At 36.4% G+C, this 25187-nt stretch carries 22 protein-coding genes; 17 read left to right on the plus strand and 5 right to left on the minus strand.

Going from position 1 to position 25187, the window contains the following annotated elements; all coding sequences use genetic code 11:
- Positions 1 to 113: 113 nt before the first annotated feature.
- The 11 genes from D2K40_RS02380 to D2K40_RS02430 all read left to right on the plus strand — a co-directional run bounded on the left by D2K40_RS02380 (position 114) and on the right by D2K40_RS02430 (position 12146).
- On the plus strand, positions 114 to 725 hold the full coding sequence (locus D2K40_RS02380) for a hypothetical protein (RefSeq protein WP_117152619.1): 612 nt from the start codon (positions 114 to 116) through the stop codon (positions 723 to 725).
- Between the two features lie 23 nt (positions 726 to 748).
- Positions 749 to 1021: a hypothetical protein gene (locus D2K40_RS02385; protein WP_117152621.1), complete on the plus strand. Its 273-nt coding sequence runs from the start codon at positions 749 to 751 to the stop codon at positions 1019 to 1021.
- Positions 1022 to 1155: 134 nt separating this feature from the next.
- On the plus strand, positions 1156 to 1407 hold the full coding sequence (locus D2K40_RS02390; RefSeq protein ID WP_117152623.1) for a hypothetical protein: 252 nt from the start codon (positions 1156 to 1158) through the stop codon (positions 1405 to 1407).
- Positions 1408 to 1683, plus strand: a complete 276-nt coding sequence (locus D2K40_RS02395) for a type II toxin-antitoxin system RelE/ParE family toxin (protein WP_117152625.1) — start codon at positions 1408 to 1410, stop codon at positions 1681 to 1683. It abuts the gene before it with no gap.
- Positions 1684 to 2064: 381 nt separating this feature from the next.
- The gene (locus D2K40_RS02400) at positions 2065 to 3090 is read left to right on the plus strand and encodes a Wadjet anti-phage system protein JetD domain-containing protein (protein ID WP_117152627.1); all 1026 of its coding nucleotides are present in this window, start codon (positions 2065 to 2067) and stop codon (positions 3088 to 3090) included.
- Complete coding sequence (locus D2K40_RS02405) at positions 3072 to 4586, plus strand: replicative DNA helicase (protein ID WP_117152629.1); 1515 nt, start codon at positions 3072 to 3074, stop codon at positions 4584 to 4586. Before D2K40_RS02400 ends, D2K40_RS02405 begins: the two co-directional genes overlap by 19 nt.
- Positions 4573 to 5313 carry a DUF6063 family protein gene (locus D2K40_RS02410; protein ID WP_117152631.1) on the plus strand — a complete coding sequence of 247 codons (741 nt, stop codon included), beginning with the start codon at positions 4573 to 4575 and terminating at the stop codon, positions 5311 to 5313. The genes D2K40_RS02405 and D2K40_RS02410 overlap by 14 nt, the downstream gene beginning before the upstream one ends.
- Positions 5300 to 9718, plus strand: a complete 4419-nt coding sequence (locus D2K40_RS02415) for a hypothetical protein (RefSeq protein WP_117152633.1) — start codon at positions 5300 to 5302, stop codon at positions 9716 to 9718. The genes D2K40_RS02410 and D2K40_RS02415 overlap by 14 nt, the downstream gene beginning before the upstream one ends.
- Positions 9719 to 9940: 222 nt before the next feature.
- Positions 9941 to 10291 carry an RDD family protein gene (locus tag D2K40_RS02420; protein ID WP_117152635.1) on the plus strand — a complete coding sequence of 117 codons (351 nt, stop codon included), beginning with the start codon at positions 9941 to 9943 and terminating at the stop codon, positions 10289 to 10291.
- Between the two features lie 188 nt (positions 10292 to 10479).
- Positions 10480 to 11673 (plus strand): RNA-guided endonuclease InsQ/TnpB family protein, encoded by a 1194-nt coding sequence (locus D2K40_RS02425; protein ID WP_229666578.1) that lies wholly within the window; start codon positions 10480 to 10482, stop codon positions 11671 to 11673.
- 263 nt (positions 11674 to 11936) lie between these two features.
- On the plus strand, positions 11937 to 12146 hold the full coding sequence (locus D2K40_RS02430) for an alpha/beta-type small acid-soluble spore protein (RefSeq protein ID WP_117152639.1): 210 nt from the start codon (positions 11937 to 11939) through the stop codon (positions 12144 to 12146).
- A gap of 175 nt (positions 12147 to 12321) precedes the next feature.
- Here D2K40_RS02430 and D2K40_RS02435 read toward each other — a convergent pair whose 3' ends face one another.
- The 5 genes from D2K40_RS02435 to glgB form a co-directional block, all read right to left on the minus strand.
- Positions 12322 to 14745, minus strand: coding sequence for a glycogen/starch/alpha-glucan phosphorylase (locus D2K40_RS02435; protein ID WP_117152641.1), 2424 nt, complete (start codon positions 14743 to 14745; stop codon positions 12322 to 12324).
- Between the two features lie 52 nt (positions 14746 to 14797).
- Positions 14798 to 16237, minus strand: a complete 1440-nt coding sequence (gene glgA / locus D2K40_RS02440; RefSeq protein WP_117152643.1) for a glycogen synthase GlgA — start codon at positions 16235 to 16237, stop codon at positions 14798 to 14800.
- A 161-nt stretch (positions 16238 to 16398) separates the two neighbouring features.
- Positions 16399 to 17505, minus strand: a complete 1107-nt coding sequence (gene glgD, locus D2K40_RS02445) for a glucose-1-phosphate adenylyltransferase subunit GlgD (protein ID WP_117152645.1) — start codon at positions 17503 to 17505, stop codon at positions 16399 to 16401.
- 47 nt (positions 17506 to 17552) lie between these two features.
- On the minus strand, positions 17553 to 18692 hold the full coding sequence (locus D2K40_RS02450; protein ID WP_117152647.1) for a glucose-1-phosphate adenylyltransferase: 1140 nt from the start codon (positions 18690 to 18692) through the stop codon (positions 17553 to 17555).
- Positions 18692 to 20605: a 1,4-alpha-glucan branching protein GlgB gene (gene glgB / locus D2K40_RS02455; RefSeq protein WP_117152649.1), complete on the minus strand. Its 1914-nt coding sequence runs from the start codon at positions 20603 to 20605 to the stop codon at positions 18692 to 18694. Before glgB ends, D2K40_RS02450 begins: the two co-directional genes overlap by 1 nt.
- 228 nt (positions 20606 to 20833) lie before the next feature.
- Between glgB and D2K40_RS02460 the strand changes: the two genes are divergently transcribed.
- The 6 genes from D2K40_RS02460 to pulA all read left to right on the plus strand — a co-directional run bounded on the left by D2K40_RS02460 (position 20834) and on the right by pulA (position 25129).
- Positions 20834 to 21184, plus strand: a complete 351-nt coding sequence (locus D2K40_RS02460) for a MerR family transcriptional regulator (protein WP_117152651.1) — start codon at positions 20834 to 20836, stop codon at positions 21182 to 21184.
- Between the two features lie 75 nt (positions 21185 to 21259).
- A complete protein-coding gene (locus D2K40_RS02465) occupies positions 21260 to 21475 on the plus strand; it encodes a hypothetical protein (RefSeq protein WP_117152654.1) in 216 nt (71 codons plus the stop codon).
- Positions 21476 to 21562: 87 nt separating this feature from the next.
- Complete coding sequence (locus tag D2K40_RS02470) at positions 21563 to 21928, plus strand: hypothetical protein (RefSeq protein WP_117152656.1); 366 nt, start codon at positions 21563 to 21565, stop codon at positions 21926 to 21928.
- A 361-nt stretch (positions 21929 to 22289) separates the two neighbouring features.
- The gene (locus D2K40_RS02475; protein WP_117152658.1) at positions 22290 to 22490 is read left to right on the plus strand and encodes a hypothetical protein; all 201 of its coding nucleotides are present in this window, start codon (positions 22290 to 22292) and stop codon (positions 22488 to 22490) included.
- Positions 22491 to 22665: 175 nt separating this feature from the next.
- Positions 22666 to 22854 carry a hypothetical protein gene (locus D2K40_RS02480; RefSeq protein WP_117152660.1) on the plus strand — a complete coding sequence of 63 codons (189 nt, stop codon included), beginning with the start codon at positions 22666 to 22668 and terminating at the stop codon, positions 22852 to 22854.
- A 175-nt stretch (positions 22855 to 23029) separates the two neighbouring features.
- On the plus strand, positions 23030 to 25129 hold the full coding sequence (gene pulA, locus D2K40_RS02485) for a type I pullulanase (protein ID WP_117152662.1): 2100 nt from the start codon (positions 23030 to 23032) through the stop codon (positions 25127 to 25129).
- The last annotated feature ends 58 nt before the right edge of the window (positions 25130 to 25187 follow it).

Below are 25187 nucleotides of genomic sequence, written 5' to 3' on the forward strand. Positions count from 1 at the left end.
TCCTATCTCTCTAATATGTCCAAGTTGTGTTAAAAAAATTTATTTTAAACGCATTCAATATATGATACGCTAAAATTAACAAAAATTAGTATTTGTTAGGGGAGGGTATAAAAGTGAAAAAAATATTTACGATAGGTGCACTTATTATCGGATTTGTTTTACTAATTCTTTTTTATCAAAGCGGAGACCCGTTAGAACCAATACGTGAGCTTAGAGAAGGAACAGTTGAAAATATTGAAATGATTGACACGGTAACTACGGAAAATGGAACAATGGTTTATGCGGTAGGTGAAGCAAATAGCGGCAAAAATTCAATGTATACTGTTGATATGGTGAGGAATGGATTAACCGGCTACAAATGGGTAGGTGGTGGTGGACATGTGAACCAAGATGTCCCGATGAATGATCCGTTTGTGTTATCGTTACAGGTATTGAGTGAAGAACAGGATATTAATCCTACAATGTTGGGAGTTGTTAAAGACACAGCAATCACTGGAATAACAGTTGTCACGCGTAATGAATCAGCTGATGCTACTTTCTATGAAGTGATAGACGGAGAAAATTTCTATGTTATCCCTTTTGATGAGAATGTTTCTGATCTTGCTTCCTTTAGGATTTCTATTGAAGGTAAAGGTAATTCCACTGTTATTATTTCAGGTGAAGATATGGCACGCTTACAAGAAGGAAAATCGATTTATTTAAATGAAGAAGATTTAATGGAGTAGCAATAATACAAAGGTGGTGTGGCTTGAATCACATTATTATTTCACTGTCTTTGCTGGGTTCAACAGTTTTGTCAGTTTCCATTTTAAAAAAGAAAAACAATAAATTATTGAGTATGCTGTCGGCTTTTTGCTTTAACCTTGTATTTTTAATTTTAATGATGTGGATATTAATGGATGATGAAGCAAGAACTTTTGGGCATTCACATCTTCATAACTTAGTATTTGCTGTTCCACTTATAACTTGGATAAACTTTATAATTTTGCAGTTTGTGATAATCAAGGAAGTAAAAGCATAGAATTCAGGCGGCTACTCATTAAACAAACAGATGTGTTAGATTAATCTTACTAAATCTAATTACCAATTTCAATGTATATAAAAACTGTAGTATAATTAGGGGAAAGTAATATGAAATGGAGGTTGAATAAGAGTATGAGAAAACTTGATGGTTACGAGGCAGAGTTGATTAAAAGTATTATTCATGATGTAGAATCAGTTATAGAGCTAGACGGCAAAAAATATCATTTAACTTTAATCGAAAAACCAGAATCTACAGTAAAAGAGGACGTTAATGCTGATGCGGAGCTAAAACAAAAATTACTTCAAGCAAAAAAAGATGTGTTAGATGGTAATTTCCATTCAACTGAAGACGTATTAGAGATGATAGAACAAGGTGAATTGTAGATGAAGATAAAATGGGCTAATCAAGCATTAGAAGGATTTCAAAACATTAAAAGTCAGCATTTTACTATGCAGGAGACAAAAGAATATAAAAAAAGTTTAGTGAAAAATATTGAAGAAAAGGTTTCACTTTTAGGTACTAGTATCCCAGTAAATGAACGAGAATGGAAAGGTAGTTATAAGCTAATTATTGATAAATATATTATTTACTATTCGTTGTCAGATGATCGCACAACGTGTTATATAGAATATTTTAAGCACTCTAGACAAAGGCGTTAGCTAGGGATAATATTGAAGTAATTTTAAATATCATCTCTAGCTTATTTTATATTGTGTCTTTGTGTTAACGATTGCAAATGTGAAACAAGAAGTTATTAATTGCGGAGCTCCACTGTGTATGGCACGAATAAAAGATATTCATTAATGAAACTCATTGGATGACAACAAATACTATTTTTCCAACTGTACTGTGTGCATTTCTCCTAACATGGAGAGATGTCTTTTTAATTTGGAAAGAAATTGATAACATTGTTGCTCCAAGAGATCGATATACTCCTCCTTAGGAAATCTTCTAAACAAGTGATAATAAACTGCATTTTCCGGCAAAATCTAGTACAATTAAACAAAAGAATTAGTTAAATGACTAGAGGTGTATTGTGCATGGATCAGCAAATAAAAAGATTACTAGCTACATACAAAAAGAAAACGATCAAACTGGCTGAACTAGAGTTTTTGATGAAATCCTTCTTACCTACCTATGCAGCTTTTGCAGAAGCAGTTTTACAGCTAGAAAAGCAAGGGATACTAGTTATGGTAAAGGCAAAAGGTCGGACATCCCGAACACCCTCATTAGCATTCAATTACCGCATTAATAAAAATCTAATTGTAGAAGATTTTCATGTCGAACTGCAACACTATCGAAGCACTTTACACGCTGCAATTAACCTTGATCTGTATTACGGAAAAGATCCTTCGCTATGGAAAAAGGATCTACCTGCTATTTTAAAAATTGATGCGTACATAAAAGAGCACGGATTTCCTGACGACCAAGTACCTGCACCAGAACGTAGCTATGCGCTTGTAGGTGATGAGAAGTGGATTGTGGAAAAGGGTGGAAAAGAAGTGCTTGAACGAATTGGTCTTTTTGATCGATTACAAATTATCCCCGTTTCAGAACCACTTATGTTTGCAATTAACCCCAAAAAAATACACGAAGCTAGTCAATACCATTTAATCGTAGAAAATAAAACAACCTATCAAGGGTTATTACCTGCTTTAAAGGAAACAATGTTTGCAAGCTTAATCTATGGAAGTGGCAAAGCTGTGATTAAAAGTATGGAACAGTTTTCGATGCAATATCCAGTCGAAGCTAAGCACCACTTCTTTTATTTTGGTGATATCGATCGTGAAGGAATTGCAATCTGGCATTCTCTAGATAAGAAAATAAAGATGATATTAGCAATGCCATTCTATCAGGCATGCTTAGTAAAAACGCCATCTATAGGTAAGGAATACCAGCGTGAACAAATCACATCACTTGAACAGTTTTTACCCTTTTTTTCAGATGAACAACAAGAGCAAATGAAAGAGATGCTAGCTAACGGAAAATACCATCCGCAAGAAACACTAAAAACAAAAGAATTGCAACAGATATGGAGGGAATCAGATTGGACCAACTTGATATAGTGGAAATAACGGGAGGTTACCGGGAGCGAATGCGTCGGTTGGCTTTATTTGATCCCTTGTATGAATTAGATCGAAAACGTGAACAGGATCAGTCCGAGACAATGATTGATATGAAAGGCCTTGGCTTACTAACATTGCTTTTCTTTTTTGAACAAAAATTAATGCGGCAGTATAAAACAGGGGCAAAGCAGCTTGCGGCATTCTTGCAACTGGTAACAGAAAGGCAGTATCGGTTAGATGAAGCGGAATATGAACGGATTGCCCGAACAATTATACACACATTCAGGCCAACTACTGGGAAAAAGCGCAGTTATACTTTTTTTAATTGGGAAACGGCTCAAGAAGAAGCAATGGAATACTCGCTTTTAAAAGCAAATAATTTTGATCGTGAGACCAATATGCAATATTATACACTTGATGAGGATGGTCTTGAGCTTGTTTTTGCAACTAAGGAGTTCTACAGCGAATTTCAATTATCTATTAATCAATTGATGCTTCGTAAACAGCTGGATAAAGGAGAGTTCAAAGGAGCGCTTCGACAGATTAATGAGATGCAGATTGATGTGGAAAGTTTAGAAGAAAGAATGATCAAACTCAACCATGAAATCCAGCGTAGTATTGTCTCTGAAGAAACGTTTGAACGCTATAAAGAACTACTTGAAGATATCTATGGACGTTTAACACGTGAAGACGAGGAGTTTAAAGAGCTTCGACAATTTGTTAAAGAAACACGTGAACGACTTTATTCCAAGGATATTCATCAAAAAGAACAGAAAACCTATTCATTAATTTTAAAGATTATTAGAGAGTTAGAATCGGTTCATTATGACCACTCGCGCTTATTGGAACAGACATTAGCACTTAAAAATACAACATTGGTGACGGCGCAAGAATCACTTTACTATACAGGGATACAAGCATTTAACTTTGATCAAGATCTTGTCTCTAAAGTTATCTCCACACCATTACCACTTGAAGCAATGACTGGTTTACTCCACCCATTATTAAAAGTCGAAGAAAATCAAGTGTGGTCGCCATTAACTGTTTTTGCTGAACAAAATATCACAGAAGACCGCGAAGAGAAAGTTGATCAAAGTTTTATAGAAGTCGATACAAGTGAAAAGGACAACCCGTACAGAGCTTGGTTAATGGAGCAGTACAAACAATTAATGGAACACTTTTTAATTGCCTATGATGAAGGTCAGGGAGAGTCATTATCTGATTTTATCGACTACCTTGACAAAAGTGAGCAGGCAACATTATTTGAACAACGCTATTTTTATGATTTTTGGCTAATTCTGCATCAACGCTCTCCGATTATAAATGGAGATGTCGATGAAGAGGAAGGCCAAACATTATTAGGTGAAGCACTTGCTTTACTTGAAGATCGCACGTTGATTGTCGAAGAGGGCAAAGGAATTATTAACCGGTATAAACGCTTTTCTATACAAGAATTTCAGATAAGATTGGAGGAGACAGCCGATGCATTACGCTGAACAAACAGTTCTTAAAGCTTTTCAAATTTATACAAAACTAGCACGAGATGGTGTTGCAGATAAAGAAACAGTCCAGCAGTATCGTGCGGATGATGAAATTCGCGGTCTATTAGATGCTTTTGGACGTGAGGTTGATTGTGTTGTAGTCGGAACAAGTGAGCAGTTATTTTTAGTGCCAGAAACACGGTTGTCTCCTTTTCATGTCAGCAATGATTGGATTAAACGCCGTTATTTAAAGTCAGGTGCAACGAATGGCGATATCTATTTGCTTTATTTTTCAACGATTATTCTGTTCGGAACCTTTTATGATACCTATCAAAGCCAGGAACCAACGCGCCAATTCCTTCGTTTAGATGAATGGGTACGTTTAATTCAAGAACGAATTGACCAATTGAAAACACATGAAGAAGAAGAGTTAAAGCAGCTTGAAAAAGAGTTCTCCTATAATTGGAGTCTGATCATCGAGAAGTGGGAAGACATGGATGATATTAAAGAGACGTCAAAAAAGCAGAGTGGTAACACAATCAGTCGATTTAGTTTTATGGATACGGTGAAACGATTTTTAGTCGATCAAGAACTTGTTCAAGAGATTGGTAATGATGAACTAGCTTTAACGGAAAAAGCAAAAACAATTGTGCAACGATACTTTATGGAAGTGGAATACAACAAAGGGATCTTTGAATTTATTTATGGTTTTGAAAGGGATGTGGAAAATGCCATCGATTAGTAAAATTCGGTTAACGAATATCGTTTATGAAGAAGGAAGAAAGCGTTATAATGATGAACTGTTTTTATTTGATGGCCATAATGGTGCTGTTTTACTTGAAAATGGTGGCGGAAAGACCGTTTTGATTCAAACAGCTTTACAAGCGATTATTCCGCATGTTGATTTAGCTGATCGAAAAATGAAACGGACATTAATGCTAGAAAATGCACCTGCTCACATTGCGATCGAATGGATAACTAATGACCAGCCACGACGTTATGTCGTAACGGCGGTTTCGTTATTTACAACAAAACATGGCTTAGATTCGTTACGTTATGTTTATGAATATGATGCCAATGACCCGAATAGTATCGAAGGAATCCCGTTTGTTCGCAAAGGAAAAGACAGAAAACGGACAGCTGAGCTCGGCGAAATGCAGGATTACTATAGCCATATGCGTGATAAAAGTCCGCATAATGCCCAAACATTTCAAACAATCAAAGCGTATCAAAGTTTTCTAGAAGAACAATATCATATTATCGCTAGCGAGTGGGACAGTATTGTTAAGATTAACAGTTCAGAAGGTGGCGTAGAAGCTTTTTTTGATAATTGTAAAAGTACCAATCAATTATTTGATAGGCTGTTAATTCCAACTGTTGAGAGCTCGATCGTTGGACATGACGCAACGATTTTTGCAGATATGTTTGAGCAACAACATACGAGTTTTAAAAACTATAAGAAATTAAAAGAGACACTTGAAGAAAATAATGTAATCCAAGAGCAGTTGGAGTTTTATGTAAATACTTATGAAAAACTACATGACCGAGAACTGGAGTATCAAAAAGTAAAGCAACAAGCTAAAGGTGTTTGGAACGAAACGCTTAAGCAGCGGAGTGAATTTGAAAATGAACAGTCAAATGTTGAAGCGAAATTGGAGGAGTGGAATAAAAACGATCACGCCTATCGTGTGAAGGAAATGTCTTTTGATATTTTTCAAGAAGAAATGGTTTATCAAGAGCTGGAAGCGACGTATAAACAGGCGTTAGCAAAGAAAACAGAACAAGAGGAACTACTACAACAATACGATAAGGATTACTACTCATTAAAAGTAGCCGAGTTAAAAAAAGATCGCAAAGAACAAGCTGATGAGTTGCGTCATATTGAAGCAGAACTAGCTGCTATTGATCAAACCGCTGAAATCACTGATTACCAAGAAAAGTTAGAGGAAGAAAAGCAACGTTTACTAGGCTGGTATTTAACAGAGATAGAAAAACTTGAAAAGGATAAGCAAACGCAAAACTATCAATTACGTCCAATCCAAGAGCAGATGGAGCAGTTGGATATAAAGAAACGAGATTTAGTTAAAAATGAACAAGAAATGCGTGATATTCTCTCTAAAATGAAAGGTATTATTGAGTCTCGCAAGAAAGATATGGATCAGCTAAAACAGCAGCTCCTCTCAAATCCGGATCAAGAAGATGTGAAGGAACAGCTTGCAGTCTGGCAAAAGCGGAGTCAATTTTTAGATGAAGAAATCATTCGGTTGAACGGTGAAGAGAAGCAGTTACGTGCTGAAGAAAAACAAGCACAGGAACGAAATGAAGCAAATCAAATTAAACTCTCAGAAATTGAAAACAACAAAAATAAAGTTGCCTATCAGTTAGATGAGATGGAAAAAAATCAGACTGAACTAGTGGCGAATTTAACTATGTTAAGACAGCAATGGGCTACGGTAGAGAATGTTTATTTATCACAAGGTTCGATTGAGAAGCGGCTAATAGAGGAAATTGATAAACGAGTCAATGAACGAAATAGATTGTTATCGCGTGAACGTGTATCTTACCGGTTTGTTGATGATCACGCCGAGCAAGAGCGATTTTTTGGGGATGCCTATTTAGCAGAACAACTTGCTTCCTGGAAAAATCAATTTGATTATTTAGTTACAGGTGTCGAGTACTTGCAAGTAGTTGGTGAACAAGAAAAAAATAGACTCACTAATTATCCACTTTGGGCAATCACGCTTGTAACAACAGATAAATTGAAGCAGAAGGTGATTGATAAAGTCCGTCATGTGTCTGATAATCTTCAGTTCCCGATTATTGTGATCACTACAGAAGAAGCGGTGGCAATGCATGAAGGAACGACAAATCAGTCGTGGGTTGCACCTAGTCATTGGGACAACAATATCGATTATGATTCCTTTATCAATTGGAAGGAACAAACTGAATCGCGTGCAAAAGAGATAACAGTATTACGTGAGGAAAAGGAAGCTGAGATTAAACGATGGGAAGATGGCCTAAAAGCTTTCAACCAATTTTTAAAGGCCTATCCATATAAATACGTGACACAGCTTCAAGAACAATTTTCGGCGTTGAAAAATGAACAGCAAGAATTAGTTGCAGATATGGAGAAAGAAAAGCGTTTCATTGCTGAACAGCAAGCAAAGATTGGGCAAAACAGAAAACAAATTGAGACCTATCGTGATGAAAAACAAGGTATTGATGGAAAAATTGAAAAAGGATTTCAATATGTTAAATTTGAAAAAGAGATAAAAGTAGAGCAGTCAAAAGAGAAAGATGCGACTGAAAAGGTAGCACAACTCACAAAAGAACTGACTAGAATTGAAAATAACTGGAATCGCTTTGAAGATGAGCGGATTCAACTTCAAGAACGACTCAATAATTTGGATGCACACTTAAAAATGATCGAACAAGAGGAAGAATATAACGCGCTACAAACGCTCACACCATTGTATGTAGATGAAGGTAAAGGCGTTATAAAGGAACGAATTTTCACCCTTGAAATGAAGATTCGTGAAATTAACGTGGCACAAGGAGAATGGATCGCGAAGCAACAAGCTTTGGTTAAAGCGCTTGAACGACTCGACCAAAGCATAGTAGATGTATTACAAGAACATCCTGCAATTGATCAGGATCGAAGTTTTCCTAGTGATGGCAAGCAAGTTATGCGCACGTTATGGGCGGATATGATTGATTTAAATGAGCGGGTTGAAAGATTGACGGAAGACATGCAGCAAAGGAAAACAACACTAGATGAACAAAAAGGAAAATGGAAATCCAAGATTGATCAATTCAAACGGGATTATCCAAATGATGCAGTGATACTTTTTGAGGAAACAGAGGAAGAAATCAGGGCTACATTAGAGTCAGAGCGAACGTACCTAAGTGAAAGAAAAACATTTATTGATCAAGAGTTAAGTCGGATCGAAAAAGCATTAAAGGAAATAAATAGTGCCAATTATGATCTGAAAATGTTTGAAGAAGCACATCACTTTACAGCACCAGATATTGAAGCTATTGCTTTATCAACAGAAGAATCCATGGAGTTCACGTATAATCGCAAGCAATTTGTTAAAGCGATAACTGATCGGTTACGTGACAACAAAAAGAAAGTTGATACTGAGCGAAAAGATGTTGAAGCTGCCAAGCGCAAATTTAGAGACTTCTGTATCAACACCATCTCTGATGTTAAATTGAAGAAAATGGCAATCAATGGCGTGGAGAATAAACAGAACTATGCAGCGATTACAGAATTCAAGAAAAACATGCTGATCCGAATCGAGAAGATTTCCCATTATGCGAATGAACATATTCGTAAAAGTGATGAAGATTTGCAGTTGTTTATTAACCAAATTCATTCCCATCTCCTAACACTTGTGGAAGAGTTAAAACAAATTCCGAAGAAAACACGTGTAAAAGTCGGTGATGAATGGAAACAAATTTATAAATTCACGATTCCAGAGTGGGAAGAAGAAGTTGGCAAGATGCGGATCAGAGACTATGTTGAATGGATTTTACAACAATTAGAATCAGACCAATTTTCAAATGAATCTGGTTTACAAGATGACGGGAAAGTCAGAAAGCAAATTGAAATGTGGCTGCAATCGAAACAACTGCTGCAAATGGTCATGAACAATGAAGTGATGAAAGTGAATTGTCGTAAAGTAACCAATGACATTCAGGTAACCACTCGCCCGTATTCATGGGAACAAAGTAATCTCTGGTCTGGCGGAGAAAAGTGGAGTAAAAACATGACACTGTTTCTTGGTATTCTGAATTATGTCGCAGAGAAGAAAAAGCATATTCAATCATCAATGAAGCGGCACCGAACGGTGATTCTTGATAACCCGTTTGGTAAAGCATCAAGTGATCACGTTTTAAGTCCAGTTTTCTTTATAGCTGAGCAATTAGGTTTCCAAATCATTGCATTAACTGCGCATGCAGAAGGGAAGTTCTTGCAAGATTACTTCCCAGTAATTTATAGCTGTCGCTTACGAGCTTCAACTGATGCCAGTAAGAAAGTAATGACAAAAGAAAAATGGCTGCATCACGCCTATTTCCAAGATCACGATCCAATTACAATTGACCGACTTGGAGAGAATGAACAAATGGCATTGTTTGAATAGGATAGATAGACGTAGAAAAATCCCTCAACATCATGAAACTTGTTGGGGGTTTTTTGTTTTTTAACAAGTTTTAATGGATATTTATGTTAATATGATAGTAAGGTCTGTATTCAGAAGAATCAGGTCAGGAAGCTAAAACATAAGTATTGCTGAATTTAATCAAGTCCTAAATGAACGTGTAGAATTAGGATTGAATTAGAAATGTGATTGGAGGAGGGTTTTATGAACATTCTTAAAAGTCGTCCGGTGGGTATACCAGAGCGAGCGTTTGCAACTTTTATTGACATAATAATCACTTTTACTATTGTAATTTTAATTCATTTTTTTATAATAGATCAGCCAATTATAGTCATGGGTGTTATTCTTTCATTATTCTATGCAATCATATTACCAGTGCTTTGGGATGGGTATACAATTGGCAAGCGATTAATTGGTATAAGAATAAGCCATGTATCAGATGGTAAATTAACGATCATCAGCATCTACTTGGTGCATACGAGAGATGATAAGCGATCGATTCATGATTTGTTGGCTTCCACGTATGTTACATCCAATTTGCCAGAGCAAGAGTAGTGCTTTTAGTAAAAATCATCTTTTAACGATCTTAGGCGAGAATTCCTCCACCTCCTACGGAGTGTAAGGTGGGGGATGAATCGCTCTTTTTTATTTCTTTTCCGATTAGAAAAAGATGAATATTGGATAAAATTAGATAGTTTGTTATAATTTATTAAGAACGTATATTCTTGTTCTAGGAGGTGAAAATGATGATCCGAGCGCATAAAACAAAGTTTTTTGCTACGAAATATAATATCGATCGATTATTCGAATGCAATCGAATCTCTGGAGAGATTTGGAATGATGTACTAGAAATCGCAAAATTTTATTATGTCTCGCACGGAAAATGGGTTAACAAAACACAGTTGCAGGCGGAAACCAAAGGAAATTATCCGATCCATTCTCAATCGATACAAGCAGTATGCCATAAGTATCTCTTCTCTCGAGATGCTACAAAGAAAGCTCGAGACAAAGGGTTTAAAGATACCAAATATCCTTATAAGAAGAAAAAACACTTCAATACAAAATGGGTGGACCTTGGCTACAAAATCTATGAAAATGGAAAAATTGAATTAAGTCTAGGCCGCGGAAGAAAACCTATTATCGTATGGGTTAAACCTGATAACCTTCCCGAAGGGAAGATCAAAGAGATTGAGCTCTCTTATGATAACGGTCTCTGGCTAAGTATGTCTTATGACGATGGAAAAGAAGAAAAAGAAAACACTAACACCAATCGCGTCGCGATTGATCCAGGAGAGATCCACTCCATTTCTGCTTTCGCAGAAAATGGGCAAGCAACCATTATTACGGGGCGAAAGGTTCGTTCCATTAAGCGACTGCGCAATAAGAAGTTGGGTGAACTTCAAAAGAAGATGTCCAAATGCAAAAAAGGCTCGAAGAAATGGAAAAAATACAATCGAGCAAAGCGCTACATCCTATCAAAGTCCGAAAGACAACTGAAAGATGCACTGCATAAAACCACACGCCAATTCGTGGAATGGTGTAAAGAAAACGAGATCAAAGAGGTCGCTATCGATGATGTTGAAGGTGTTCAACGAAATACATCAAAGCGAAAGAAAAATAAAAAGAAACGCAGAAGTCGTAAGACAAACCAAAAAACTGCTCAATGGCAGTTTGGTCAAATCTACAAATATCTAGAATATAAATTGCATGCCGAAGGCATGTCTATTAACAAACAGGAAGAATCCTACACATCGCAAACGTGTCCCGTTTGCGGGAAGAAAAAGAAAGTTTCTTCTAGAAATTATAAATGTAAATGTGGTTATGAATGTCACCGAGATATTCACGGGGCTCGGAATATCCTTTCGAAGTATATCTATAAAGATATTCGAGACCTTAAAATCGATATCGAAAACATAACGTATCTACGTATTGCCTAACGGCAAGAAGTAGTAGATGGTCTGTCACGACCCTCGCGCCTACGGTGCGTGTTGCTTGCTGTACCCTTATGCGTATTCTTCCGCACTAATGTGCGTGTAGATTTGAGCAAACCTCGAACTACTTAGAAGGAACCTGAAGGTTTTGACAAGAAACCCCCACTTCAAATTTTCGTCAGAAAATTAAGTGGCGGGAGTGTTCATGGAATACTAATTCTAATGTTGGATAGACAATTTTATTTTTCAACATTAGAGGAGATGGATGTATGGCAAGAAGAAATAAGATACTCGTACCAGAAGCAAGAAAAGGTTTGAATGAGTTAAAAGCTAAGGTTTCACGCGTGAACAATGAACAAGAAGCAAAATATGAGATCGCTAAAGAGCAAGGTGTCACATTAAACAAAGGGTATAATGGAGAGATTAAAGCAAAAGATGCAGGTAAAGTTGGCGGAAATATCGGTGGTAATTTTATTTGAGGAGCGGTATCATAATCTTACATTACTAATTGCGCCAGAGTTTATCTCAAGTCCGTATATTGATACTACGATATTTGCGAAAAGAGCGTAAAACAAAAAGGATTTCGCGGGTGCGAAATCCTTTTTAAAATGGAATGATTCGATCAAAACACTTCTAACGTCTACAAATAGACAGCTATAATTGCTTCTGTAAATTCCAGATTCCAGTAGCATACTCTCGGATCGTGCGATCACTTGAGAATTTTCCAGAATGTGCAATATTAATCAGACTTTTAGATAACCATTTATCTTGGTCTCGATAATGAAGATCAACTAATTGCTGCGCTTCTACATAACTGTCAAAATCCTTTAAAACGAAGTAAGGGTCATTTGTCGATAGCAGGTGATAATAAATATCTGTGAACTCGACGTCATGACCAAACGCGCCGTCTCGTAGTTGATCCATGATCTGAGTGACGCGTTCATCGTTTTGATAAATTTCATTTGGATTGTATGAACCATTTTGATAGTATTCATTTATTTCCTCTGCATTTAAGCCAAATATGAAAATATTAGAATCACCAACTTGGTCTTTAATTTCAATGTTTGCCCCATCTAATGTACCAAGAGTCAATGCACCGTTCATCATCATTTTCATATTCCCAGTACCAGAGGCTTCTTTACCTGCAGTTGAGATTTGTTCACTCACATCAGCTGCTGGGATGATCTTTTCTGCTAAACTGGTGTTATAGTTTTCAAGGAAAACAACTTTAATTTTCCCTTGGATCGTTGCATCATTATTTACAACGGATGCGACAGTATTAATTAATTTAATTACTTCTTTTGCAACATAGTAGCTTGGTGCTGCTTTTGCGCCAAAAATAAACGTTCGTGGTGTAATATCTAAGTTGGGATTATCCTTTAATTGATTATACAGATAGATAACATGAAAAATATTGAGTAACTGGCGTTTATATTCGTGTAGTCGTTTGATTTGTACATCGAAAATCGAGTTCTCATCAACCAAAATACCAGTTGTTTTATGGATATATTCTGCTAAATCTTGCTTGTTTTTCTTTTTTACTTCTTTTAGTTTATCCAGTAAAGCACTGTCCTTCGTATGGCGAAGCAGGTTGTTTAACTCACGTGGTCGTTCAATCCAATGCTCACCGATGGTCTCAGAAATTACTTCAGCTAACCTCGGATTGGATAATAATAACCAACGTCTATGGGTAATTCCATTTGTTTTGTTGTTAAAGCGATCTGGGAATAGGTTATAAAAATTACTCATTTCCTGATTTTTTAATATATCAGTGTGCAATTTTGCGACACCGTTGACACTAAAGCTACCTACAATGGAAAGATGAGCCATATGAATTTGATCGTCTGCAATGACAGCCATTTCTGCTATTTTATCTCGCAATTCCGGATGGTCGAACCAAATACTCTGGCAGAATCTTTCATTAATTTCATCTATAATCATGTATAGGCGTGGCAACAGATTTTGAATCATTTTCACTGGCCATTTTTCTAATGCTTCGTACAGTATAGTGTGATTGGTATATGCAAAAACGTTGGTTGTAATCTCCCAAGCTGCGTCCCAACCAAAATCTTCTTCATCCATTAAAATCCGCATTAGTTCAGGTATAGCTAAACTTGGATGTGTATCATTGATTTGGATAACGACCTTTTCAGGAAGGTGGATCAATGACTGCTGTGTCTCTTTTTTATAATTAGTTAAAATCGTTCTTAGACTTGATGCAACAAGAAAATATTGTTGTTTGATTCGCAGTCTTTTACCTTCGTCATTTGAATCATCTGGGTAGAGCATGCTAGATATTTGCTCGATCTCATGATTATTTTTTAACTGTTTAAAGTAAGATTGTTCATCGGTAGTTGGATCAATGGAAGTAACAGGCTCTGCATTCCATAAACGTAAGGTGTTAACAATTTCATTATTGTACCCAACAATTGGTACGTCATATGGCACCGCTAATACTTTGTCAGTATCTTCATATCTAAATTCCAATGAACCATTGTTACGCTCTAACATATGAACAGATCCACCAAACTGTAATTCAACTGCTTCGTCTACTTTTCTTCTTTCCCAAGGATAGGCTTCTTTTAACCAATAGTCAGGGAGTTCGGTTTGATATCCATTAATAAATCGTTGCTCAAACATACCGTATTGATAGCGAATACCAAACCCATGACCTGGATAATTTAATGTGGCGATTGAATCGAGAAAGCACGCAGCTAATCTTCCTAACCCACCATTACCTAATCCAGGATCGTTTTCTTCCTTGTAGATATCCTCTGGTGATAAGTTAAGTTGCTTAAGTGCGTCATTGCATACTTCTCTCATCCCCAAATTTAATAAGTTACTTTCAAGTAAACGACCGATGAGAAATTCCATCGATAAATAATAAACTTGCTTTGGTTGTTCTTGTTTATATGTTTTTTCAGTTTTAGCCCAGTCTTGATTGATTTCTTCATTGACAATTTCGCAAACAACATAATACAGGTCGTTATTCGTTACCTCATCCGTTCCCATTCCATACAATTCTTCGGTCTTATCTTTGATCATTTGGACAAACTGATTGACAGTTGGTTTAGTCATTGTTGAAATCCCCCTTTGGACAAGTATTTCTATTTAAATGGTTGCTCATTCATTAATCTTGTGTTTTTTCTTCAGTAGATAATATGTTTTGATAAAAATCAATATATTCTAAGCTTGAATCCTCCCAGCTGAAGTGACTCTTGATGATATTTTTTTGTAAAGTTGCCCAGTGATCAGGCTCATGGTAGATATTTAACGCATAGCGTAATACGTGTAATAATTCATGCGCATTATAATTGGTAAAACTAAATCCATTTCCAGTACCAGTTTTTTCATCATAAGGTGTTATCGTATCTTTAAGCCCACCAGTTTCTCTCACGATTGGAACAGCTTTATATTGAAGCGCGATGAGCTGTGATAGACCACATGGTTCAAACAATGATGGCATAACAAAGAAGTCACTAGCAGCATAGAGTTGTCTTGCTATTGCTTCGTCGAAACCTAAATAAGCCACCAATTTATCTTTATTTCGTTCAGCTGCATGATAAAAATAATCCTCAAATTCATAATCGCCAGTTCCTAATAAAACAAATTGAACATCTTCTTGTAAAAATTCATCGATAATCGCCTGCACCAAATGAAGTCCTTTTTGTTCTACTAGTCTTGTGATCATGACATATAAAGGTTTTTCTCCATCTATCGGAAGTCCCAATTTTTCCTGAAGATCTTCTTTATTTTCCTTTTTCTTTTTGCGTGAATGGCTGTAATTAAAAGCAATATGTTGGTCCGTCTTTGGATTATACTCATCTGTATCAATCCCGTTTATAATCCCAACAAGATCCTCATGACGCTCGTTTAAAATCGGGTAAAGTCCTTCGCCAAAATAAGTTGTTTTAATTTCATCTGCATAGCTAGGGCTTACGGTTGTGATTTTGTCAGCATGGTAAAGTCCAGCTTTCATACAATTAATTAACCCATTCCACTCCATACCACCGATGTGATCATTAGGCAGATTCAATAGTTCATGAAAAGCGTCGAGTGGCATGATTCCTTGGTACTTGATGTTGTGAATCGTGAAAATGGTTTTTAAGGCTTCGATCGGTTGTAATATATTTGCAAGTGCTACTGATAAGCCAGCTTGCCAATCATGTGCATGTAGAATATTTGGTTTAAAATCTAATAGCGATAGCGCATCAATCACAGCACGGGAGAAGAAAACGAATCGTTCTCCATCATCATAGTACCCATACGTTCCTTTTCGGCTGAAGTAGTAATCATTGCCAATAAAATAATAAACAACACCATGATAGGAAAGTTGATAAAGAATTGCTTCTTGGTTCCGCCAGCCAACAGGAACAACAAATGAAGTGACTTGTTCTAATTCTTCATGCCATTTTTCAATGATCTCTTCGTAAAGTGGAAGCACAACCCTGACTTCGGTATTTTCATGTTGATTAAGAACTTGTGGTAGGGAGCCAACTACATCTGCTAATCCTCCTGTTTTAACAAATGGTGTACACTCCGATGCAACAAATAATATATTATTCTGCATAATAATTACTCCTCTGCTTCGTATTAAAAAAATCTTATCTATAGCCATTTTCTAAAAGATTGTTGCTTATGACACAATTTAAAAGTCTGAATATTTATGAACAACAATATTTACGGAAAGAGTCTATCTATAAAACAATGTGGCCTTTTCTTAATAACTACTTAAATAGTCTTTCTCTTAGGTATAACGAAGGGTTGTCCGTTTGCACCTTGTAGTGCTTGGTCTTTGGTAATGATGACATCCTTATCAACAATAACGTTATCTAAATGGACACCAGATTCAACGGTACTATGTTGCATAATAATGGAATTGTTGATAACAGCGTCTTCAGCAACTTTTACGTCTCGAAATATGATACTATTATTGATTTCACCATTAATCTCACACCCTGTTGCAATTAAGGAATTAGTTGAGTTTGCTCCGCTGTGATAGATAGTGGGAGCCTGATTTCCTATCTTAGTTAAAATATCATTTCCTGATAAAAATAATTTCTTGTAATTTTCTGTTTCAAGTAGTTTCATATTTTGTCTATAATAACTATCAACTGAGTTTACTACTGCGCTATAGCCATCATAGTGATATGCTTGTACCTTTAGTTGATCAAGGTTAGCCATAATACCGTCCATAAACAAATTACTTTTATAATGTGCAATACATTCTTGAACGAGTTCGAGTAGCAGGTCTCTATGCAGTACATATACCCCAGTGAAAAGGCGCTGCTTCTTTTTGTCATGAGACAAGCTAGTAACCCACCCATCACTGTCTGTGTCCACTTTAATAAATTTTTCATGTTCTGGTAGTAGGGTTTCATAGGATGTTGTTAATAATGTTACATCTGCTTCCTGATCAAGATGATGTTTAAAAAAGTCATCGTAAGAAGTATTCGCAATAAACTGACTACCACTAATTAATACATACTCTGATTTTCCTCTTGTGAAGTAATCAATATTATTATGGAAATGCCTCAAATCACCTTTTGAAATATCAGTCGGATCATTCCAATCTGGTGGGAGAATAAATACCCCGCCATGTCGTCTGTCTAAGTCCCAAGCTGCTCCAGATCCAACGTGGTCCATTAAAGAGCGGTATTTGTTTTGTGCAAATATAGCAACTTCTTGAATACTTGAATGAACCATATTTGATAAAGTGAAATCGATTAGACGATAACGTCCAGCAAACGGAAGTGAAGCTCCGCTACGAAAGTACGTTAATTCTTCATAAAGATCTAATTCGGGCTCCAGATTAATTAACCCCATCATTGTTTTCATGTATAGCACCTCCGGCATTACTAGCTTTTTTAAAGATTGTTAGATTCTTAGTTATGGATTGTTTTTATATTTTCATCTGATAGTATAATTGGTTCTTCGTTTGGATCTGAAATCACCGTATTGTTAGGTGGAATGACAACACCTTCCTGGACAATAACCCGTTCAAGGTGGACATTTTCCCCTATTCGAGCCCCAGAGAAGATTATAGACTGGTTAACAGTCGCACCTTCTGCGATATGGACATTTTCAGATAAAATCGATTTAGTTACTGTCCCTGAGACAATACAACCGTTATTTATTAATGCTTGATCAATAACAGCATTGTCTTCAATAAGTTGTGGTGGAAATTGAGAATCATGTGAATAGACTCTCCAATCTTTATTGCTTACTAATTTTTCTAAATCTTTATCAAACAAATCCATATGTGCTTCCCAATAACTTTGGATCGTACCAACATCTTTCCAATAGCCTTCAAAACGATAGGCAAAAAGGTTGTGTTGGTCCCTTAGCATTGAGGGTATGATGTTTTTACCGAAGTCATGTTCTGAGTCTGTTTGCTGCGCGTCATCCAGAAGATATTTCTTTAATAATTTCCAGTTGAAAATATAGATTCCCATTGAAGCTAGATTACTAGTTGCATTGGTTGGCTTTTCTTCAAAATCATAGATTCTGAGATCTTCTGCCGTGTTGAGAATGCCAAACCTTGATGTGTCTTCCCAAGGCACTTCAAGGACTGAGATTGTGACATCTGCTCCCGTTTCCTTATGTTGTTGCAACATTTTGTCATAATCCATATGGTAGATGTGATCCCCAGAGATAACGAGTACGTATTCTGGGTCATATCTTTCAACATAGTCGATATTCTTCGTAATAGCATCTGCGGTCCCATTGTACCAACTGCCACCACTATCCTTGGTAAAAGGTGCAAGTGCGGTTAATCCGTGATGCATACGGTCTAAATCCCATGGTTTTCCTACACCGATATGTTGGTGTAGCTCAAGGGGGGAGTATTGCGTTAATACGCCAACTGTGTGCATATGGGAGTTCGCGCAATTACTCAAGGCAAAGTCAATAATTCTATATTTACCTCCAAATGGAACTGCTGGTTTTGCTAAATCTTTCGTTAAGTCTTGCAGCCGTGTCCCTTTTCCGCCTGCTAATAACATGGTTACACATTCTTTTTTCATCATGTATCCTCCTCAGATAAGGGTATATGTTGTTGGAATATACTAATCCCTAATGGCGGAACTTTTACCTTAATATGCTGTTCCTGACCATGCCAAGCTTCTGGAAAACTGCTATGCAATGCAGTATTACATTGACCTGATCCTCCATAACGTTCTGAATCAGAATTAAATACCTCTTGATAGTATCCAGGTTTTGTAACACCAATTTTATAATCGTAAGTAACAGTAGGTGTAAAATTGCATATGATAAGTAAATTTTGAGAAGCATCGTTACTCTGTCGTTGAAATGCTATAATACTTTGTTCAACATTCCCCGCATCAATCCACGTGAAGCCAGCTGAGTCGTGATCCAACTTGTAAAGAGATGGATGCTCGCGATAAAAGTGATTTAAATCTTTAACATAGTCAAACAACTTGGCGTGTATTGGATAATCAAATAATAACCAATCAAGTTCATGTTGATCGCGCCACTCGATATATTGGCCAAATTCACCCCCCATGAACAATAGTTTTTTTCCTGGGTGTGCCATCATAAAGCCATATAATAGGCGTAAATTAGCAAATTGTTGCCACTGATCACCAGGCATTTTGTTTAAAAGCGATTTTTTTCCATGGACGACTTCATCATGAGAAAGTGGTAGAACGAAATTTTCGGAATACATATACATAAAAGAAAATGTCAGCAGGTTGTGGTGCCATTTTCGATATACTGGGTCATACTCCATATATTTGAGCGTGTCGTTCATCCAACCCATGTCCCATTTGAAGTTAAATCCTAGCCCTCCAAGATAAGTCGGTTTACTAATACCTGGAAGGTCAGAGCTATCTTCAGCCATCATTAATGCAGTTGGAAAGTAGCGGAACACAACTTCATTTAATTTTTGAATGAAGGCGTACGCTTCTAAGTTTTCCTCGCCACCATATCCATTTTTAATTGGCTCTTCATCATCTTGCTTATCAAAATTTAGAAATAGCATACTAGCTACTGCGTCAGCTCGAATCCCATCAATATGGTATTCTTCTAACCAAAATATCGCATTTGATATTAGGAAACTCTGTACCTCTGGTCGACCAAAGTCAAAGGTGAGTGTACCCCATGATTTTTTTTCTGCTTTTCTTGGATCTTGATATTCAAATAATGGCTCCCCATCAAATTGTCGTAAGCCGTGAGCGTCTTTGCAAAAGTGACCTGGAACCCAATCCATAATCACGCCAATATCATTTTGATGACATTGATCCACAAAATATTTGAAATCATTCGGGCTCCCGTATCTGCTTGTTACTGCATAGTACCCCGTAATTTGATAGCCCCATGATAAATCAAATGGATGCTCGGCCAATGGAAGTAATTCAATATGGGTGTAACCAAGATCTTTTATGTAAGGAATCAAAAGATCTGCTAATTCATTGTATGAATACAAACTGCCATCTTCTTTTTTTCTCCATGACCCAGCATGCATTTCGTAAATGTTAATAGGTTCACTGTATGGATTATTTGTTTTCTTTTTTTCTTCCCATTTGGTATCACCCCAACGATAACTCTCTTCAGAAGGTGTTAAAGATGCTGTGTTAGGTCGAACTTCAGCAGTCCATGCATATGGATCTGCTTTTAAAATAACGGAACCATGTTGCGGAGTGATTCGGTATTTATAGCGAGAATCAGGCTTAATATCAGTAAAAAAGCCACCCCAAAGCCCAGCTTGATTGATTTTTTCTAAGGGATAGTTACTACCAGTCCAGTCATTAAAATCACCAGCTAATTCAACAGCCTTAGCATGAGGTGCCCAGACAATGAAGCGAAGCCCCTTTTTATTGTTGTATGTTTTCTGATGGCAACCGAGTAATTGATAACTTTGATAGTTCGTCCCTTCATGAAATAAAAACACATCTGAATCAGAAACGGGGATCGACATGGAAAAACCTCCTTTGCTGATTATGGGTTGTTTGATTCGTTAATCATCAACTGCTATCTCCATAATCTAGAATAATGTTATATAACACCGATACCCTTTAACAAAAAGATAAAAACGACGAATTTGTAAACTTAATAAGAATTGGAATTGCATGCTAATTTAATGGATATTTATGCTAAAATAAACTAACAGAATTGTTTAAAAGATTATTTTTTGGGAGGTTAAAACATGAAGCAGATAACTTATTTAATTAGTGCAGTCATATTGGGAGTAGCATTGGTAATATCCGCTTTTATTTTTAGTAATAGTATTTCTGGAGCAATGAGTGATATCAATAGTTTAGAAACGTCAACAGATTCAACACCTGAAGTAATGACTACAACGCAACTCTCCGAATATCTTCAGATAAACGAACAATCAATCGAATACATTATAAAGATAGATGGCATTGAAAAATCGAAATTAACTAGCTATGACACTTATCGATTTCTGCCATATTTAGAAATTCAAGGTCAGGTAAGGTTTTTAAAAGAAGAGATAGATAAATGGTTAGAGTATAAGAATCATAACCAGTGGTAGTAGTGTTATATTTTATAGCTGATATTCAGTAACGTTGGTTTAATGAAATAACAAGTAACGATTAAGGGGGATAAAATGAGTCAAGAACAAAGGATGAACGATGTTAAAGCGATGCAGTGGTTTGGCTATATCATTGTAATATTATCGCTACTGGTAGAAGTAAATATTATCCGTCCAGAAAACGGGCCAGGACCGATATTGGGTTTTTCGTATTTAGCTTCTACAGGTATTGTAGCAGGTGCAACAATTACATTTATCTATACTTTTATAGAGAAGAAAAGAAAAAATTAATAGTTATTTGTGCTAAGGATTGCTGAACTTAATGAACAAATAATTGTGGTTGGACTACGAGCAAAAAACAGGAGGGGAAGGTAACGTATGAAAATCAAAAATATTATCATTGCATTATCTGTTTTATTAAATGTTGTATTGGGCTTTCTTTTTTATAATGAGACAACACAAGAAGGCCCTGTTGATGTTGGACTATCTTTTAAAGAAGCAGTTCGAGTTGGAAATTATGAACGCGCTAAAACACTGATAGCCGAAGGCAGACAAGAACATATCAGTGACGAAACATTAAATAAAGTAAATGAAGTCATGAGCGCTGGTACAAGTTTTAACACCTATGAACTATTAGAATTTGAAAACGGTGAAATGGTATTACTTAACTTAACAACAGATGCAAAGTATGAAATACAAGATGTTACAATTATTCCCGATGAATTAAAATCAATCTTTAAATAAGAGGCTTTTAGGATGAAAGGAATTTATTATGAAAGATTGTGTGTTTTGTAATCCAAGTATAGAACCAAATCAAAACGTTATTACAACTGCTAATTGAGTAGTTAATTTTACTAATATGACCGTATCTGAAGTAACAGGTTCGCTCTTGGAATATAGAGTAACAATTGAAACTATTTGCACTGTAAATCGTATTTAAGTTATCCCGGTGTAATCGTCCGTAAAACTCCCATTTCAAAAGATCGAGAAAAGTCAAAGTTGTTTAAGTGGGAGTAAACAGACGCTAACACCCCGACTGATTGAAGGTTCACTTTATGAGATAAATGGGTATTATTAGAAAAAATATGGTGGAGGAGGGCTTGTATTGCTTTTAAATATTTTGTGGGGCTTATTTTTAGTGTTGTTTATAGCTCTGATGATTTTTCGTGATAAACGAAAACAAAAAAAGAAATTCCATACACCATACCGTGAAAAAACAGAGCAAGAGAAAGAAGTTGAAAGAGAAATTGAAAAAAATAAATCTAGAAGAAACGGACCACCAGGCGGAATTGGTGGTGGGATTTAGTGTTAACTCTATTATCGTCGCAGGGTTTTATAGGGTTAGTAGGTTTGTGCACGCAAGGAAAGTTAATTGAATAATAGATGGAACGTTTTCCTAAAAGTATCCGTATAAGTATTAGAATAAAAGAACCAGGATCGCACAAGAAGAGCAAAAATAATCTAAATTAAGGAGAATGAGTATGATTTTAGCAGCATCTGCAGGCGGTTTACATTGGGGAGATATTCTCTTTACATTGTTTTCTTTTTTATTTATTATAGCTGTAATTGTAGGGATTGTATTACTTTTTAGTACTTCTAAGAAAAAAGGAAAACGACTAGAAAGAGTCGAAGCGAAACTAGATAAGTTGTTAGCTGAAAAGGAAAAATAATGCTGCTAGCAAGAAAGCTATAGAAAATGCTCAGAACTTAAAACTTCTGAGCATTTCTCTGTTTCAATAATCGATTAATGATCAATAATATTGCTGTAATTAATAAGTACACGTTTGCTTTTTTTATAATAGGATATTAACAGTAGAAAGTATTTTTTTAGAGGTGGGAAAATAAATGAGCAATATTCAAGCATGGTTAGATGCAGAAAATATCGTAAGGGTGGATTTAACTGGACAACAGTCAAGACCGTCATCAGACCCCGTTATCAAAAAAGGGGAAGGAGTTATACCGGTCAAATCTTTAACATGGAATAATGATACTGCAACAATAAAGCTTGAACAAAACGCTCCAATTGAGAGTTCAATCTCAATAAACTGGCAAGGTCTAGAAATGCCGATTTATCCAAGAGGGGTTGTACGAACAGCTACTTTTGAAGAAATGTATGATGCCAGCGGTGAGAAACTTGGCTGTATTTACACACCAGAAGAGACGTCATTTTCAGTTTGGGCACCAACCGCAACGAAGCTCGTGCTTGTCTTGGAAGGACAACAATATGAGATGACAAAAGAATCACGAGGGGTATGGACTACTACGGTATTCGGCGATTATCATTTGGCTCGTTATCATTTTTTAGTAACAGTAAATGGACAGCAGCAAAAAGTTAATGACCCATATGCTAAAAGTTTGACTCCGAACAGTGAAGAGGGGGTAGTGCTAGATCTAGGAAGGACAGATCCAGTTGATTATCGTTCGGTAACATATCCAGAAGTGAACAGAGAAGATGCGGTAATATATGAACTCCATATCCGTGATGCGACAATTTCAAAAGCAAACGGGGTTAAGCATAAAGGGAAGTTTCTTGGTTTAACGGAAAGGAATACAAAAAGTCCAGATGGTTATTCAACAGCGTTATCTTATATAAGCCAATTAGGTATTACACATGTGCAGTTATTACCTGTTCAAGATTACGCTCGTGTAAATGACTTAGATCCGAATAGTGGCTATAATTGGGGCTATGATCCTCTATTTTTCTTTAGTCCAGAGGGAAGCTATGCAACAGATGTAAACAATCCTGTTACACGTGTCAATGAATGTAAGAAGATGATTAAAGCATTTCACGAGGAAGAGTTATCTGTTATTTTAGATGTCGTATATAATCATGTATTTGAACGAGAGAATTCGGCATTTGAAAAATTAGTTCCTGGTTATTATTTCCGTTATCGTACTAACGGTGAGGTAAGTGATGCAACAGGCACAGGAAATGATCTTGCAACAGAAAGAAAGATGGTTCGAAAGTTTATCTTAGATTGTGTTGATTATTGGTTAACAGAATACCATGTTGATGGTTTTCGTTTCGATCTGATGGGTGTGATCGATTTAGAAACGATGCAAGCTATTCGTGATCGTTGCGAACAAGAAGATCGCCCAATTCTCTTACTTGGTGAAGGATGGGATTTAGATACACCACTTCCAGCAGAACAAAAAGCAACAAATGCGCAATCAGATCAGCTCTCGGGTGTTAGTTTCTTTAATGATAGGTTTAGAGACAGTCTGAAAGGTCATTTGTTTGATCAACATGCTAAAGGGTTCGCGAATGGAAACGGCTATTACGTCGAGCGATTGCCACAATTAGTAGCAGGTTCAACTCAAAACCGTTTTGGTGACAAGATGTTTTCGGATCCGCTTCAATCTGTAAATTATGTAGAATGTCATGACAATCACACATTGTGGGATCGTTTATTATTATCAAACCCAGAAGCGACAGATCTCGAACGTAAACAAATGCATCAATTAGCTACAGGATTAACATTACTAAGTCAGGGCATTCCGTTTTTACATGCTGGGCAGGAGTTTTTCCGTACAAAAAATGGGGATGAAAATAGCTACATTTCGGGTGATGCGATCAACCAACTAGAATGGGAACGCCGAGGTAGTGAAGATCAAAACGTCCAATGGATACGCCAGCTACTTGAGCTTCGTAAACAATATCGTTTACTTCGACTTGGAAGTACAAAAGAAATTGAACATCGACTGCATATCATTTCCACACCTAATCCAGTTTTTGGTTTTATGTTAGCAGGAGAACGAGAGGACTTAGTTGTTTTTGCAAATCCAACGCATAAAACGGTGCCAATAAGGTTGCCTGCACATGGGATATGGATAAAATTATTAAGTAACCATAGTGGGGCTATCACACCAATCAGTTGCCCATTGCAAATGGAGACAGAGGTAGCATCTTATGAATTAGCGATATTTAAAAAACAGAGGAAATAGAAAAAAGGATTTCGCGAGGGCGAAATCCTTTTTAATTGGGAAAGATTTAGTATGATTA

This window comes from Paraliobacillus quinghaiensis (assembly GCF_003426025.1).
GTDB classification, from domain to species: Bacteria; Bacillota; Bacilli; order Bacillales; family Amphibacillaceae; genus Paraliobacillus_A; species Paraliobacillus_A quinghaiensis.

Bases quoted from the DNA above. Each gene is read 5' to 3' on its own strand.
- D2K40_RS02390 (WP_117152623.1), top strand. From the start codon at position 1,156: ATGAGAAAACTTGATGGTTACGAGGCAGAGTTGATTAAAAGTATTATT.
- D2K40_RS02395 (WP_117152625.1), top strand. From the start codon at position 1,408: ATGAAGATAAAATGGGCTAATCAAGCATTAGAAGGATTTCAAAACATT.
- D2K40_RS02400 (WP_117152627.1), top strand. From the start codon at position 2,065: ATGGATCAGCAAATAAAAAGATTACTAGCTACATACAAAAAGAAAACG.
- D2K40_RS02410 (WP_117152631.1), top strand. From the start codon at position 4,573: ATGCATTACGCTGAACAAACAGTTCTTAAAGCTTTTCAAATTTATACA.
- D2K40_RS02415 (WP_117152633.1), top strand. From the start codon at position 5,300: ATGCCATCGATTAGTAAAATTCGGTTAACGAATATCGTTTATGAAGAA.
- D2K40_RS02420 (WP_117152635.1), top strand. From the start codon at position 9,941: ATGAACATTCTTAAAAGTCGTCCGGTGGGTATACCAGAGCGAGCGTTT.
- D2K40_RS02425 (WP_229666578.1), top strand. From the start codon at position 10,480: ATGATGATCCGAGCGCATAAAACAAAGTTTTTTGCTACGAAATATAAT.
- D2K40_RS02430 (WP_117152639.1), top strand. From the start codon at position 11,937: ATGGCAAGAAGAAATAAGATACTCGTACCAGAAGCAAGAAAAGGTTTG.
- D2K40_RS02435 (WP_117152641.1), bottom strand. From the start codon at position 14,745: ATGACTAAACCAACTGTCAATCAGTTTGTCCAAATGATCAAAGATAAG.
- glgA (WP_117152643.1), bottom strand. From the start codon at position 16,237: ATGCAGAATAATATATTATTTGTTGCATCGGAGTGTACACCATTTGTT.
- glgD (WP_117152645.1), bottom strand. From the start codon at position 17,505: ATGAAAACAATGATGGGGTTAATTAATCTGGAGCCCGAATTAGATCTT.
- D2K40_RS02450 (WP_117152647.1), bottom strand. From the start codon at position 18,692: ATGAAAAAAGAATGTGTAACCATGTTATTAGCAGGCGGAAAAGGGACA.
- glgB (WP_117152649.1), bottom strand. From the start codon at position 20,605: ATGTCGATCCCCGTTTCTGATTCAGATGTGTTTTTATTTCATGAAGGG.
- D2K40_RS02460 (WP_117152651.1), top strand. From the start codon at position 20,834: ATGAAGCAGATAACTTATTTAATTAGTGCAGTCATATTGGGAGTAGCA.
- D2K40_RS02465 (WP_117152654.1), top strand. From the start codon at position 21,260: ATGAGTCAAGAACAAAGGATGAACGATGTTAAAGCGATGCAGTGGTTT.
- D2K40_RS02470 (WP_117152656.1), top strand. From the start codon at position 21,563: ATGAAAATCAAAAATATTATCATTGCATTATCTGTTTTATTAAATGTT.
- D2K40_RS02480 (WP_117152660.1), top strand. From the start codon at position 22,666: ATGATTTTAGCAGCATCTGCAGGCGGTTTACATTGGGGAGATATTCTC.
- pulA (WP_117152662.1), top strand. From the start codon at position 23,030: ATGAGCAATATTCAAGCATGGTTAGATGCAGAAAATATCGTAAGGGTG.